At 72.2% G+C, this 14,610-nt stretch carries 10 protein-coding genes and 1 pseudogene; 4 read left to right on the forward strand and 7 right to left on the reverse strand.

All coding sequences use genetic code 11. The features are described from left to right. Positions 1-83 precede the first annotated feature (83 nt). Complete coding sequence (locus tag AIIKEEIJ_RS04730) at positions 84-4,601, forward strand: ATP-dependent helicase (RefSeq protein ID WP_161995063.1); 4,518 nt, start codon at positions 84-86, stop codon at positions 4,599-4,601. After that, positions 4,601-5,395, forward strand: coding sequence for a DNA-formamidopyrimidine glycosylase family protein (locus AIIKEEIJ_RS04735; RefSeq protein ID WP_065922379.1), 795 nt, complete (start codon positions 4,601-4,603; stop codon positions 5,393-5,395). The genes AIIKEEIJ_RS04730 and AIIKEEIJ_RS04735 overlap by 1 nt, the downstream gene beginning before the upstream one ends. Before the next feature lie 67 nt (positions 5,396-5,462). On the opposite strand, the gene AIIKEEIJ_RS04740 is transcribed toward AIIKEEIJ_RS04735, so the two are convergent. Further along, the gene (locus AIIKEEIJ_RS04740) at positions 5,463-5,720 is read right to left on the reverse strand and encodes a DUF7218 family protein (protein WP_029544682.1); all 258 of its coding nucleotides are present in this window, start codon (positions 5,718-5,720) and stop codon (positions 5,463-5,465) included. Positions 5,721-5,777: 57 nt separating this feature from the next. Further along, positions 5,778-6,341 (reverse strand): annotated as a pseudogene (locus AIIKEEIJ_RS04745) (TetR/AcrR family transcriptional regulator); the annotation flags it as partial. 151 nt (positions 6,342-6,492) lie between these two features. Between AIIKEEIJ_RS04745 and AIIKEEIJ_RS04750 the strand changes: the two are divergent. Then, positions 6,493-7,029, forward strand: coding sequence for a hypothetical protein (locus tag AIIKEEIJ_RS04750; protein WP_006939619.1), 537 nt, complete (start codon positions 6,493-6,495; stop codon positions 7,027-7,029). Positions 7,030-7,121: 92 nt separating this feature from the next. Here the strand turns inward: AIIKEEIJ_RS04750 and glpD are convergent, their stop codons facing one another. Next, a complete protein-coding gene (glpD, locus tag AIIKEEIJ_RS04755; protein ID WP_006939620.1) occupies positions 7,122-8,855 on the reverse strand; it encodes a glycerol-3-phosphate dehydrogenase in 1,734 nt (577 codons plus the stop codon). Positions 8,856-8,950: 95 nt separating this feature from the next. On the opposite strand from glpD, the gene glpK reads away from it, so the two are divergent. After that, a complete protein-coding gene (gene glpK, locus AIIKEEIJ_RS04760; RefSeq protein WP_006939621.1) occupies positions 8,951-10,465 on the forward strand; it encodes a glycerol kinase GlpK in 1,515 nt (504 codons plus the stop codon). Positions 10,466-10,471: 6 nt separating this feature from the next. Here the strand turns inward: glpK and AIIKEEIJ_RS04765 are convergent, their stop codons facing one another. The 4 genes from AIIKEEIJ_RS04765 to AIIKEEIJ_RS04780 form a co-directional block, all read right to left on the reverse strand. Then, positions 10,472-11,677, reverse strand: a complete 1,206-nt coding sequence (locus AIIKEEIJ_RS04765) for an aminotransferase class I/II-fold pyridoxal phosphate-dependent enzyme (RefSeq protein WP_161995064.1) — start codon at positions 11,675-11,677, stop codon at positions 10,472-10,474. A gap of 207 nt (positions 11,678-11,884) precedes the next feature. Next, positions 11,885-12,700 carry a MerR family transcriptional regulator gene (locus AIIKEEIJ_RS04770; RefSeq protein ID WP_006939624.1) on the reverse strand — a complete coding sequence of 272 codons (816 nt, stop codon included), beginning with the start codon at positions 12,698-12,700 and terminating at the stop codon, positions 11,885-11,887. Then, a complete protein-coding gene (locus AIIKEEIJ_RS04775; protein ID WP_029544686.1) occupies positions 12,697-13,116 on the reverse strand; it encodes a VOC family protein in 420 nt (139 codons plus the stop codon). Before AIIKEEIJ_RS04775 ends, AIIKEEIJ_RS04770 begins: the two co-directional genes overlap by 4 nt. A gap of 61 nt (positions 13,117-13,177) precedes the next feature. Continuing rightward, complete coding sequence (locus AIIKEEIJ_RS04780) at positions 13,178-14,578, reverse strand: NAD(P)H-quinone dehydrogenase (protein ID WP_006939626.1); 1,401 nt, start codon at positions 14,576-14,578, stop codon at positions 13,178-13,180. Positions 14,579-14,610: the final 32 nt, after the last annotated feature.

A 14,610-nucleotide genomic window follows, 5' to 3' on the forward strand; every position in this document is an offset into this window, starting at 1 on the left:
GACCCGCCGGCCGGGGGCCACCGGCACGAGCGCGGCGTCCGGGAAACCTCCGGCGTGTCGTACCGGCGGTGCACCATGGAACGGTGACCGACGTCCTGACCCGTTTCTCCGAGCCCACCCGGCAGTGGTTCGCGGGCGCGTTCGAGGCCCCGACCGCCGCGCAGCTCGGGGCCTGGGAGTCGATCTCGTCCGGCGCGCACACCCTGGTGGTGGCCCCCACCGGGTCGGGTAAGACACTCTCGGCGTTCCTGTGGTCGCTCGACCGCCTCGCGGCCACCCCGACCGAGCACTCCGGCACCCGCGTGCTCTACGTCTCCCCGCTCAAGGCCCTCGCGGTGGACGTGGAACGGAACCTGCGCTCGCCGCTGGTCGGCATAACCCAGACCGCGCGGCGGCTCGGCCTCGAGCCGCCGGAGATCACCGTCGGCGTACGCTCGGGCGACACGTCGGCGGCGGACCGGCGCGCCCTGATCCGCACCCCGCCGGACATCCTCATCACCACCCCCGAGTCGCTGTTCCTCATGCTCACCTCCGCAGCGCGCGAGACGCTCGCCGGCGTGGAGACCGTCATCGTCGACGAGGTGCACGCCGTCGCCGGAACGAAACGCGGTGCGCACCTTGCTCTTTCTCTCGAACGGCTCGATCTGCTGCTCGGGCGGCCGGCGCAGCGGATCGGTCTGTCGGCGACGGTGCGCCCGCACGAGGAGGTGGGCCGGTTCCTCGCCGGGACCGCGCCGATCCGCATCGTCGCCCCGCCGTCCGCCAAGACGTGGGATCTCACGGTGCGGGTGCCCGTCGAGGACATGACCGAACTGGGCGTGCAGCCGGAACCCTCGGACGACGGGATGCCGGGGGTTCCGCAGGCCGGGTCGATCTGGCCGCACGTCGAGGAGCAGATCGTCGACCTCATCGTCGCGCACCGTTCCACCATCGTGTTCGCCAACTCCCGCCGCCTCGCCGAGCGGTTGACGGCCCGGCTCAACGAGATCCACGCCGAACGCGAGGGAGAGGCGGTGGACCGCCGGCCCCCGCCCCCGGCGCAGATCGGGGCGCCCACCGAGGTCGCGTTCGGCGCGCAGCCGCTGCTGGCGCGGGCGCACCACGGCTCGGTGAGCAAGGACCAGCGGGCGCTGATCGAGGACGACCTGAAGTCGGGGCGGCTGCGCTGCGTCGTCGCCACCTCGAGCCTCGAACTCGGCATCGACATGGGTGCGGTCGACCTCGTGATCCAGGTGTCGGCACCACCGTCGGTGGCGAGCGGACTGCAGCGCGTCGGGCGGGCGGGCCACCAGGTGGGCGAGGTCTCCCGCGGGGTGCTGTTCCCCAAGCACCGCACCGACCTGGTGCACTGCGCGGTCACGGTCGAACGGATGGTGGGCGGGCACATCGAGGCCCTGCAGGTGCCGGCCAACCCGCTGGACGTGCTCGCCCAGCAGACCGTCGCCGCGGTCGCCCTCGAGCCGCTCGACGTGGACGAGTGGTTCGACACGGTGCGGCGCAGCGGCTCCTTCGCGACGCTGCCCCGCTCGGCGTACGAGTCGACGCTGGACCTGCTGGCCGGGCGGTACCCGTCGGACGAGTTCGCCGAGCTGCGGCCCCGGGTGGTGTGGGATCGCACCGCCGGCACCCTCACCGGCCGGCCGGGCGCGCAGCGGCTGGCCGTCACCTCGGGCGGCACGATCCCCGACCGCGGCCTGTTCACCGTGTACATGGTCGGCGAGAAGGCCACCCGGGTCGGAGAACTCGACGAGGAGATGGTGTACGAGTCCCGGGTGGGCGACGTGTTCGCGCTCGGCGCGACGAGCTGGCGCATCGAGGAGATCACCTTCGACCGGGTGCTGGTCTCCCCCGCCTACGGGCAGCCCGGCAGGCTGCCGTTCTGGCACGGTGACGGAGTCGGCCGCCCGGCCGAACTCGGCGCCGCCCTGGGGGCGTTCGTGCGCGAACTGGGACACGCCGATCCGGAGGACGCCGCCGCCCGGTGCCGTCGCGGCGGCCTCGACGACAACGCGACCGCCAACCTGACACGGCTGCTCGAGGAGCAGCGCAACGCCACCGGCCGCCTGCCCACCGACCGGACCCTGGTGGTCGAGCGGTTCCGCGACGAACTCGGCGACTGGCGCCTCGTGCTGCACTCCCCGTACGGGATGCGCGTGCACGCGCCGTGGGCGCTCGCCGTGGGCGCACGGCTGCTCGACCGGTACGGCGTCGAGGCCGCGCCCACGGCCTCGGACGACGGCATCATCGTCCGGCTCCCCGACACCGAGGATGCCCCGCCCGGCGCGGAGGTGTTCGCCTTCGACACCGACGAGATCGAGGACCTGGTCACCGAGCAGGTGGGCGGCTCGGCGCTGTTCGCCTCCCGCTTCCGGGAGTGCGCGGCGCGGGCACTGCTGCTGCCGCGGCGCACGCCCGGCAAGCGGGCGCCGCTGTGGCAGCAGCGGCAGCGCTCGGCGCAGCTGCTCGACGTGGCCCGTCGCTACCCCACCTTCCCGATCCTGCTCGAGACGGTGCGGGAATGCCTGCAGGACGTCTACGACCTGCCCGCCCTGCGGGACCTGCTCGGCCGCGTGGCCCGGCGGCAGGTCCGCATCGTGGAGGTCGAGACGGCCACCGCGTCACCGTTCGCGACCTCACTGCTGTTCGACTACGTCGGCGCGTTCATGTACGAGGGCGACAGCCCCCTGGCAGAACGGCGTGCCGCGGCCCTGTCGCTGGACTCGACACTGCTCGCCGAACTGCTCGGGCGTGTGGAGCTGCGGGAACTGCTCGACGCCGACGTCATTGCCCGGGCCGAACTGGAGCTGCAGCACCTGGCCCCGGACCGCAAGGCCCGCGACGCCGAAGGTGTCGCGGACCTGCTCCGGCTGCTCGGCCCGCTGACCGAGACCGAGATCGCCGAGCGCACCACGGCCGATCCCGCCGCATGGCTCGACGAGCTGGATGTGCAGCGACGGGTGCTGAAGGTGTCCTTCGCCGGCCACGAGCGGTGGTCGGCCATCGAGGACGCCTCGCGTCTCCGGGACGCGCTCGGGGTGCCGTTGCCGATCGGCGTGCCGACGGCGTTCGTCGAGCCGGTGCCCGATCCGCTGGGCGACCTGATCGGCCGGTACGCCCGCACCCACGGCCCGTTCACCGCGGCGGAGGCGGCGGCCCGGTTCGGGCTCGGCACCGCGGTGGTGCAGGACGTGCTGCACCGGCTGGCCGCCGAGAAGCGGGTCAGCGCAGGTGAGTTCCGGCCCGGCACGACGGGCGCCGAGTGGTGCGACACCGAGGTGCTGCGGCGGCTGCGGCGACGGTCGCTCGCGGCGGCACGACACGAGGTGGAGCCGGTCGGCACCGCCACCCTCGGCCGGTTCCTGCCGGCGTGGCAGCACGTGGGCGGCGGCCTGCGCGGGGTGGACGGGGTGGCCGCGGTCGTCGAGCAACTGGCCGGGGTGCCGGTGCCGGCGAGCGCTCTCGAGCCGCTGATCCTCGCGCCGCGGGTGCGGGACTACTCCCCCGCGATGCTCGACGAACTCACCACGACGGGCGAGGTGCTGTGGGCGGGGTCGGGGCAGATCTCCGGCAAGGACGGCTGGGTGTCGCTGCACCTGACCGACACCGCCCCCCTGACCCTCGCGCCGGCGGCCGAGATCGAACAGACCGACGTCCACCGCGGCATCCTGGACACGCTCGCGGGCGGCGGGGCGTTCTTCTTCCGTCAGCTCACCGAGGCCCTCGGCACCACCGACACGGAAACCGCCTCGGCACTGTGGGATCTCGTGTGGGCCGGCCTCGTCTCGGGGGACACGCCGGCCGCGCTGCGCGCCCTCGTCGGCGACACCTCCCGCGCGACCCCCGCGCACCGCACGCCCCGACGCGCCCCGCGCGCCCGGATGTACCGCGGCCGTCCGGCGCTGCCGAGCCGGACCGGGCCACCGACGGTCGGTGGGCGGTGGTCGCTGCTGCCCGACCGGGAAACCGATCCGACGGTGCGCGCCCACGCCGCCGCGGACCTGCTGCTCGAGCGCTACGGTGTGGTCACCCGCGGCGCGGTCGTCGCCGAGGGCGTGCCGGGCGGCTTCGCTCTTATGTACAAGGTACTGAGCCGGTTCGAGGAGACGGGGCGGTGCCGCCGCGGCTACTTCGTCGACACGCTCGGCGGTGCGCAGTTCTCCACCCCGGAGGTCGTGGACCGGTTGCGGTCCTACGGCGAGTCGCTCGAGGGCCGCCACACCGGCACACCCGCGGTGACGCTGGCCGCGTGCGACCCGGCGAACCCGTACGGCGCGGCACTGCCTTGGCCGAAGTCGGCGGCGCCCGAGGACTCGCCGCGGCACCGCCCCGGCCGCAAGGCCGGGGGGCTGGTGGTGCTCGTCGACGGCGAGCTGGGTCTGTTCGTCGAACGCGGCGGCCGCACGGTACTGACGTTCACCGAGGACCCGGGGATACTCCGCGGTGCGTGCGCGTCACTGGCCGGGTCGGTCAAGGGCGGGGGCCTCGACACGCTCGTCGTCGAGAAGGTCGACGGCAGTTCCATTCACGGTCACCTGTTCGCGGAATTCCTCGCCGAGGCCGGCTTCTCGGCCACCCCCCGCGGTTTCCGGTTGAGGGCCTGATGCCCGAGGGCGACACCGTCTTCCAGGCGGCCACCCGGCTGCGCCGCGCCCTCGCGGGAAAGCCGTTGACGCGCTGCGACATCCGCGTGCCCCGGTACGCGACGGTCGATCTGACCGGCACCGTGGTCGACGAGGTGCTCGCCCGGGGCAAGCATCTTCTGATCCGCGTCGGTGCGCACACCCTCCACACCCACCTGAAGATGGAGGGGGTGTGGGACGTCCACGCGCCCGGGACCCGCTGGCGCCGTCAGGGATATCACGCCAGGATCGTGCTCGCGGTCGCGGACGCCGAGGCCGTGGGCTTCGACCTCGGGATCGTCGAGGTGCTGGACCGCGACCGCGAGGAGGAGGCCGTGGGACACCTGGGACCCGATCTGCTCGGCCCGGACTGGGACCCGGCAGCCGCCGCCGCGAACCTGATGCGCGATCCGGGCCGACCCGTCGGTCTGGCGCTGCTCGATCAACGGGTGATGGCCGGGGTGGGCAACGTGTACCGGTGCGAGCTGTGCTTCCTGCGGGGCGTGCACCCGTCGACACCGGTCGCGGACGCGGGAGATGCGGCCGCCTGGGTCGATCTGGCGCACCGCCTGCTGGTGTTCAACCGGGACCGCGTCAGCCGGATCACCACCGGCGACCGCCGGCCCGGCCGGGGCACATGGGTATACGGACGCGCGGGCAAGCCGTGCCGCCGGTGCGGAACCACGATCCGGACCGGCATGCTGGGGTCGGCGAGCGACCCGGATCGCAAGATCGACTGGTGCCCGCACTGTCAGCCGCGCGACGGGGACGGCTGAGCCGGCGCGTCCCGCCGGCTCGGTCGTCCCGCAGCTCGGTGGTTGCGCAGCTCGGTGGTTGCGCAGCTCAGTGGTTGCGCAGCGCGTCGATGAGCTCGCCCTTGCGCTTGGACGAGTAGCCCGAGATCCCGAGCTCCTTGGCCCTCTTCTTCAACTCGTCGACGGTCCAGTCCTCGTAGGACCCCGACGTACCGCCCTTGTGGCCGACGGAGGACCGGCCGCGCTTCGCCGCCGCGTTCGAGATCCGGGCGGCCTTCTCCTTGGAGGCGCCGTCGTCGCGCAGTTCCTGATACAGCTTCTCGTCCTTGATCGACGACCTGGGCATGATGCCCCTCCTTTCGTCGAGCGTGCCGTCGTCTCGCGAATACCCCTCCGCCTGCGGCCCTACACTTCCGGCCTGGACGAGCAGGCCCACGCAGTGCCGCACCAACCGCTCCGGCGACACCGCGACGGTGCCGTCCAGATAGCCGATGAACAGGCTCGTCAGCGCCCCGACGAGCCCGACCGCCACCATGTGCCGCTCCTCGCGGTCGGCGATCGCCGTGAGCTGCTGCTGGACGAGCAGCACGAACGTGGGAGCGAGGTCGAGTCCCTGACCACCGAGCGACGGCTCCCGCAGCGGGCCGAGCAGCAGCACCCGGCCCAGGGCCGGGCGGTCGACGATCAGCTCGACGAAGGCCCGGACCGCCGCCTCGGGAAGATCTCCCGGTCGCGGGGCCGTACCGACCGCGGTCTCCAGCGCCGTGCGCACCCGTTCGCCGACGGCGGCATACACGGCGCGCACGAACGCGTCCCGGTCGTCGAAGCTTTCGTAGAAGTACCGTTCCGTCAGTCCGGCCGCCCGGCACACGGCGCGCACGTTGACCGCCGGCCCCTCGGGCGCACCGAGCAGATCGATGCCCACCGAGAGCAGCGCGTCGCGGCGTGCCCGCCGGCGTTCCGCCATGTCGGTGCCGCCCCAGCGCCGTCGCACCCTCTCCACCACCGCGATCCCGTCGTCGACCACCTGCGTCGTCGGATCCTACGCCGCGGCCCGGACGCAGCGGATGTGTGCGGTCGCAGGCTCCGTACGACCGCCGTCTGTCACCCTTGTCGGCATGGACTCCGATGCCCACGCGCTCCTGCACGGTCCGTTGTTCTCCCGGCGCACACCTTTGGACCGGGACAACGCCGCCAGCCGTATCAGCGCCTACATCTACGGCAACGTCCTGGTGCTCGCGGCGCTGGTACCGATCATCACCGGCCCGAAGTACGTCGGCATCGCGATCGTGCTCGGTACGGCGCTGTCGACGTTCGTCGCCCACGCATTCGCCGAGGCGGTCGGGCACACCGTGCGCCAGGGGACCCCGCTGACCCGGGCGGAGAAGATCGCCGAACTGCGCAATTCGGTGCCGATCCTGAGTTCGGCGGTCCTGCCGTGCGTGATCCTGGGACTCGGCTGGCTGGGCTGGCTCGAGCCGCGCACGGCCCAGCTGCTCGCCGAGGTCGCCGTGCTGCTGCGGATCGGTGGCATCGTCTTCGTCATCGGCCGCCTCAACGGGGAGCGGCCGGGGCGGACCTCACTGGTGAGTGCCGTCGCACTCACCGCGGTTGCCGCGACCGTGGTGCTCGTCAAGGTCATCCTGACCCACTGACCTTCCCGGCCACTGACCTTCCCGGCCACTGACCTTCCCGGCCACCGACCTTCCCGGCCACCGACAGGGCTGGGACGCGCGCCGGTGGCGCCTCAGACGCCCGTCGGGACCGGCTCGAGGATCTCCGCGCGGGCCTCCGGGGCGGCGGCCCGCAGCGCATCGGCGGACTCGTCGTCGGGCCGGCTCTGCGAGCGGATCTCCGCTTCGACCCGGGCCCGGTAGGTCGCGATCTCCTGCTCCACCGTCGCGGCATCCCAGCCGAGGACGGGGGCGACCAGGCGGGCCGTCTGCTCGGCGCAGTGCACGCCGCGGTGCGGGTACTCGATGGAGATGCGGGTGCGGCGGGCGAGGATGTCCTCGAGATGCAGCGCTCCCTCCGCGGCCGCCGCGTACACGACCTCCACCTGCAGGTACTGCGGCGCATCCGTGAGCGGCTCGAGCAGCTCGGGACGGTCGGCCGCCAGTTCCAGCATCTCGTCGATCAGCGACCCGTACCGGTCGAGCAGATGCTTGACCCGGTACGGGTGCAGGCCGTACCGCTCGGCGAGCTGCATCGTCTGGTTCACGAGCGCGAAATAGCCGTCGGCACCCACCAGCGGCACCCGCTCGGTGATGGACGGGGCGATCCGCGCGGGGATGTCCTCGGCCGCCAGGTCGACGGCGTCCTCGGCCATCACGCGGTAGGTGGTGTACTTGCCGCCGGCGATCGCCACGAGGCCGGGTGCGACCCGGGCGACGGCGTGCTCGCGCGACAGCTTCGACGTCTCGTCGCTCTCCCCGGCCAGCAGCGGCCGCAGGCCCGCGTACACGCCGTCGATGTCGTCGTCGGTCAGCGGGACGACCAGGACCCGGTTCACGTGGTCGAGGATGTAGTCGATGTCGGCCTTCGTCGCGGCCGGGTGGGCGAGGTCGAGGTTCCAATCGGTGTCGGTGGTGCCGATGATCCAATGGCTGCCCCACGGGATCACGAACAGCACCGACTTCTCGGTGCGCAGGATGATCGCCGAGTCGCTGACGATCCGGTCGCGCGGCACCACGATGTGCACGCCTTTCGAGGCGCGCACCCGGAACCGGCCGCGCTGCCGGGACAGGGCCTGGATCTCGTCGGTCCACACCCCCGTGGCGTTGATCACCACGTGCCCCTTCACCTCGGTGACCGACCCGTCCTCCGAGTCGCGCACCCGCACGCCGGAGACGCGGTCGGCCTCGCGCAGGAACCCGACCACCTGGGTCGAGGTCCGCACCACGGCGCCGTAGTGCGCGGCCGTGCGGGCCACGGTCATGGTGTGACGGGCGTCGTCGACGACGGTGTCGTAGTACCGGATCCCGCCCACGAGCGAGTCGCGCTTGAGCCCGGGCGCCATGCGCAACGCCGCGGAGCGGGTCAGGTGTTTCTGCGCGGGCACGGACTTGGCGCCGCCCATCCGGTCGTACAGGAAGATGCCCGCGGCAATGTACGGGCGCTCCCACACCCGGTGGGTGAGGGGGAAGAGGAACTTCAACGGCTTGACCAGATGCGGCGCCAGCGTCGAGAGCGACAGCTCGCGTTCCCGCAGCGCCTCGCGGACGAGCCCGAACTCGAGCTGCTCGAGATACCGCAGCCCACCGTGGAACATCTTCGACGAGCGGCTCGACGTGCCGGAGGCGAAGTCCCGTGCCTCCACGAGGGCGACCTTCAACCCGCGGGTGGCGGCGTCCAGGGCGGCACCGGCGCCGACGACGCCGCCGCCGATGACAACCACGTCGAACTGCTCCGAACCGAGCCGTCGCCACGCGTCACGGCGCTGCTGCGGCCCGAGAATCTGGACGCCTGGTTGGTTGGTCACCGCATCGCTCCCGTGAGTCGCCGACGTTTCCGCACTCAGGCTAGTAGGTTCGTCCGCAGACTGCCGTCCCGAACCATACGCCCGGAGAGGTTGCCGTGACCCGATACATCGCCGCGATCGATCAGGGGACCACGTCGAGCCGCTGCATCATCTTCGACCACGACGGCCGCATCGTGGCCTGGGCCCAGACCGAACACGAGCAGATCCTCCCCCGCGCCGGCTGGGTGGAACACGATCCGGAAACGCTGTGGCTCAACACCCGCGAAGTCGCCGCCCTGGCCCTGGCGAAGGCGGATCTGACACGCGCCGACATCGCCGCGATCGGCATCACCAACCAGCGCGAGACGACGGTCGTGTGGGAACGCTCCACCGGCCGGCCCGTCCACAACGCGATCGTGTGGCAGGACACCCGCACCGATCGCCTGGTCGAGCAGCTCGCCGGCGACGCGGGCGTGGACCGGTATCGCAAGGCCACGGGCCTGCCGCTGTCGACGTACTTCGCGGGCCCGAAGGTGCGGTGGATCCTCGACAACGTCGAGGGCGCCCGGGAGAAGGCGGAGGCCGGCGAGCTCGCGTTCGGGACGGTGGACAGCTGGATCCTGTGGAACCTCACCGGCGGCACCGGCGCGGGCAACCGGCAGCCGGGAGTGCATCTCACCGACGTCACCAACGCCTCTCGCACGATGCTCATGAATCTCGAGACGCTGCAATGGGATCCGGACATCTGCGCGGACTTCGGGATCCCGATGTCGATGCTGCCGGAGATCCGCAGCTCGTCGGAGATCTACGGGTACGCCCGCGAACGCGGGCCGCTCGCCGGCGTCCCGGTGGCGGGCATCCTCGGCGACCAGCAGGCCGCGACGTTCGGCCAGGCGTGCCTGTCGCCGGGCGAGGCGAAGAACACCTACGGGACCGGGAACTTCCTGCTCCTCAACACCGGGACGACGCCGGTCCGGAGCGAGCACGGGCTGCTGACCACCGTCTGCTACCGCGTCGGCGACGCCCCGGCGGTGTATGCCCTCGAGGGTTCGATCGCGGTCACGGGGTCGCTCGTGCAGTGGATGCGCGACAATCTCGGGCTCATCCGCACGGCCGCGGAGATCGAGGATCTCGCCGCGACCGTCCCCGACAACGGCGGCGCGTACTTCGTGCCGGCGTTCTCCGGCCTGTTCGCGCCGCGGTGGCGCCCCGACGCGCGCGGCGTGATCGCCGGGCTCACCCGCTTCGTCAACCGGGGGCACCTGGCGCGCGCCGCGCTCGAGGCGACCGCCTACCAGACCCGCGAGGTGATCGAGGCGATGCACGCCGACTCCGGCGTCGAGTTGCACACCCTGAAGGTGGACGGCGGGATGGTCGTCAACGAAACCCTGATGCAGTTCCAATCGGACATCCTCGGCGCCCCGGTGGTCCGGCCCGTGGTCGCCGAGACCACCGCGCTCGGCGCGGCCTACGCGGCGGGCCTGGCGGTCGGCTTCTGGGACGGCGAGGACGATATCCGGCGCAACTGGGCGGCCGGCCGCACCTGGGAACCGAAGATGGACGCCGCCGAGCGGGAGCGGCTCTACGCCGAGTGGAACAAGGCGGTCGAGCGGACCTACGGCTGGGCCTGAGCCGCGTTACGCACAGGCCGTCCTGTGCTGCAGGGCGCGCACGGCGCGGCCGAGCCGGCGCGCCGCCTCGGCGAGGTCGGCCTCCCCGGCGGTGGCGAAGCACAGCCGTGCAGTGCGACCGTGGTCCCCGGACACCGCGAAGGCGGTCCCCGGCACGAACGCGACACCGTGCTCGGCCGCGACGGGCAGCAACTCGGCCGTGTCGAGCTCACCGGCGAACCGCACCCAGGTGAACATGCCGCCGCGCACGGCGGAGGAGACGACCGCGTCGCCGAACTCCGCGGCGAGGGCGGTCGACAGTGCCGTGGCCCGGGCGCCGTAGGTGCTCCGGAGCCGGTCGAGATGCCCGGCGTACCAGGGCCCGTCGGCGAGGAGCGCGGCGGCGATCGCCTGGGTCAGGGACGAGCCGCACAGATCGGCGCCCTGTTTCAGCAGCTCCACGGCCGCGCACAGCCGCCGGTCGCCGTGCAGCCAGCCCACCCGTAATGCCGGGGCGAGGGTCTTCGAGGCACTCGAGAGCCGGACGACGCGGTCCGACCAGGACGCGACGGGCGCCGGAGGTGCCTGTCCGAACCACAGCTCGCCGTACGGATCGTCCTCGACGACGCGGAATCCGTACCGGTCGGCGAGGGCCGCGAGGTGCCGGCGCCGAGCCGCGGACAACACGACCCCGCGCGGGTTGTGGAACGTGGCGACGGTGTGCACGAGCACCGGCCGCTCCCCCGCCGCCAGGAGGCGTTCGAGCGCCTCCGTGTCCATGCCGTCGTCGTCGAGCGGTACCGGGACCACGCGGGCCTCGGCGGCGTGGAAGACCTGCAGCGCACCGGTGTACGCGGGCTCCTCGACGATCACCGTGTCACCCGGGTCGAGCAGCACCTGAGCGAGCAGGCTCAGCGCCTGCTGGGAGCCGTGGGTGACGACGACCTCGTCCGGGTGGACGGCGCGTCCGAGCCGCTCGCCCTCCCGCGCGGCGAGCACGGCGCGCAGGTCCCCGCGACCGGAGGTCGCGGCGTACTGGGCGGCAGCCGGGTCACGGAGCACGGTGGCGGCCGCGTCGGCGATCTCCGCGGTGGGCAGCAGCTCGGGCGCGGGGAGCCCGCCGGCGAGGCTGAGGACGTCCGGTCGGGCGGTCAGGGCGAGCAGATCACGGATGGCGGAGCTGCGCAGGCCGCGCAACCTGCGGGCGGTGCGGATACTGCCGTCGACGGACACGGGAACTCCTGGACGGGTTGAGAGAAGACCTCTTTCGTCCCGGGTCCGCGGTCGGCGCGAGGCTGTCGATGACGGACCGGATCCGGTCCTCGCCCCACCGTAGCACCACCCGCCCATAGCGTGGAATGCGGATCCCACACTATGGAACCCTGATCCGGTGGGGCGAAGCCGGCGCGGGAGCCGCGGCGCGCCGGCCTCGGGGAACCCTCATCCCGGAACGTGCTCACCCGGCAGGGGGTGCAGCACCCGCGTACGCATCGCATCGGCAGCGACGTCACGCGGGTCGGTGAGGTAGTACTCCCGGAACGGCCCCTCGGCCGCGAGACCGCGCTCGTCGAGCCACCCGAACAGTGCGTGGTAGGCGACCGGCAGCAGCGCGACCGGACCGACGAAGTCCACGCCCGCGAAAGTCCCGCCCGGCAGCGTCGTCGTGGCAGTTTCCGCACGTCCGAGCGGGGACCGCAACTCGAGACCGACGCCGAACTGCACCACGCCGTCGAGGGTGGCCGGGTACTGCCCCACCACCGGCGCGTCGGTGGGCAGCCCGGCGCTCGACGCGTCGGCCAGCAGCGCCGTCACGAGGTTCGTCACATCCGAATCCAGAGATTCGGCGGTCGATTCCCCATTGCGCCACAAGACCGTTCGATCCTCGATCCAGTGCCGGCGCACGGCGAGGCCGCCGGCTTCGGCCTCGGCGAGGGAGGCGACGAGGGCGAGCGCCCGGTGCTTACGGGCGGCCTCGCGCTCGATCCGTTCCCGCTCCGCGGCGAGGACGACCTCGGTGTGTCCGGGGTCCTGCAGGAGGAGACGGATCGCAGGGACGGATACCTCGGCTCTGCGCAATACCGCGATGCGCAGAGCCGAGGCGAGCTGCTCGCGCGAGTAGTACCGGTATCCGGTACGCGGATCGACCCGGCCTGGAGCGAGCAGCCGTTCGCGGTCGTAGTGGCGCAGCGTCCTGACGCTCAGCCGGGACATCCGCGCGAACTCGCCGATGCTCAGCCATCCGTCGGCCGGGCTCACCCGGTCACCACCGCCCCGCTTCCGGCAACCTCCGGCGCGTACGGGATCACCGTGATGACGTCGACGAGCAGGCCGTCGGGATCGACGGTCATGAAGTGCCGCTGCCCGAAGTCCTCGTCGCGCAGTTCCAACGCGACCGGGAGTGCGAGGTCGCCGGCGCGCGCATACACGGCGTCCACGTCGTCGACCTCCACCGAGATCAGCACGCCGGCGGGAGCGGAGAGGTGGGCTCGGGGAATCGTCTCGTGGCCGCGTGCCACGAGACCGAGCTGCACGGTCTCGTCGGTCGCCGCCTGCAGCTGCGCATACCAGCCGCTGTCGAAAACCACACGCAGACCGAGCAGCCCGGCATAGAAGTCGCGGCTGCGGGCGACGTCGTGAGCGGGGACCACGGGGAAGATGCTGTTCGTTCGCATGCGTCCACCGTCGACCCTCCCCCAGCGAGAGAGTCAAGAACGTCGACGCCGGTCATCCCGCTCAGTCCAGGTGGTCGTCGTGCCGCATCAGCTGGCGCGCCGCCTCGGTGATCGACCCGGTCAGCGACGGGTACACCGAGAAGGTGTGGGCGAGATCGTCGACGCTGAGATTGTTCTGCACCGCGATCGCGATGGGCAGGATCAGCTCCGAGGCGGTGGGGGCGACCACCACGCCACCGATCACGACGCCGGTGGCGGGACGGCAGAAGATCTTCACGAAGCCGCGGCGCAGCCCCGACATCTTCGCACGGGGATTGGTGTGCAGCGGCAGCATCACGGTGCGGGCCGGCACCTCGCCGTTGTCGATCGCGGCCTGGCTGACGCCGACCGTGGCGATCTCGGGCCGCGTGAACACCGCCGAGGCGACGGTCTTGAGCCGGATCGGGCTCACCCCCTCGCCGAGGGCGTGGTACATCGCGATGCGGCCCTGCATCGCGGCCACCGACGCCAGCGGCAGCAGCCCGGTGCAGTCGCCGGCGGCGTAGATACCCGAGACGGACGTGCGCGAGACCCGGTCGACCTGGAGGTAACCGCCCCGGTCGAGTTGCAGGCCGACCTTCTCGAGCCCGAGGTCGGAGGTGTTCGGCACCGAGCCGACCGTCATCAGGGCATGGCTGCCCTCGACGATGCGCCCGTCGGCCAGCTTGACCCGGATCCCGTTCGCGGTGCGCTCGACGGCGTCGGCACGGGCGTGCTTGACCAGGTTCACGCCCCGCTCGGCGAAGGCGTCCTCGAGCACGAGGGCGGCGTCCTCGTCCTCGTGCGGCAGCACCCGGTCGCGGCTCGAGACCAGCGTCACCTGGACACCGACCTCCGTGTAGGCGGAGACGAATTCGGCGCCGGTGACACCGGAACCGACGACCACGAGGTGCTCGGGCAGCGCGTCGAGGTCGTAGAGCTGACGCCAGTTGAGGATGCGGTCGCCGTCCGGCTCCGCGCCGGGCAGCACCCGCGGGCTCGCGCCGGTCGCGATGAGCACGACGTCGGCGTCGAGGATCCGCTCCTCGCCCGTGAAGAGGTTGGCGCGCACCTGGTGCGCCGCCATCCCGACCTGGCTGTCGATGAGCTCGCCGCGGCCGCTGAGCAACTGCACGCCGGCCGCCTCGAGCTTGGTGCGGATGTCCGCGGACTGCGCGCGGGCGAGGCTCTTGACCCGGGCGTTGACCTCGGGCAGCGCCACCCCGGAGCTTTCGAGCTGGACGCCGAGGTCGGCGGCTCGGCGCATGTCGGTGCGGATGCCGGTGGACGCGATGAACGTCTTGGACGGCACGCAGTCGAAGAGCACGCAGGCACCGCCGACCCCGTCCGAATCGATCAGTGACACGGTCGCGCCGTACTGAGCCGCCACCAGCGCCGCCTCGTAGCCCGCAGGGCCGCCGCCGATGATCACGATCCGGGTCATTGTTCTCCTCTGTATCGATTCCGAGATGGTCC

It is taken from the genome of Rhodococcus sp. YH1 (genome assembly GCF_009939605.1).
In the GTDB taxonomy this organism is placed as follows: Bacteria; Actinomycetota; Actinomycetes; order Mycobacteriales; family Mycobacteriaceae; genus Rhodococcus; species Rhodococcus aetherivorans.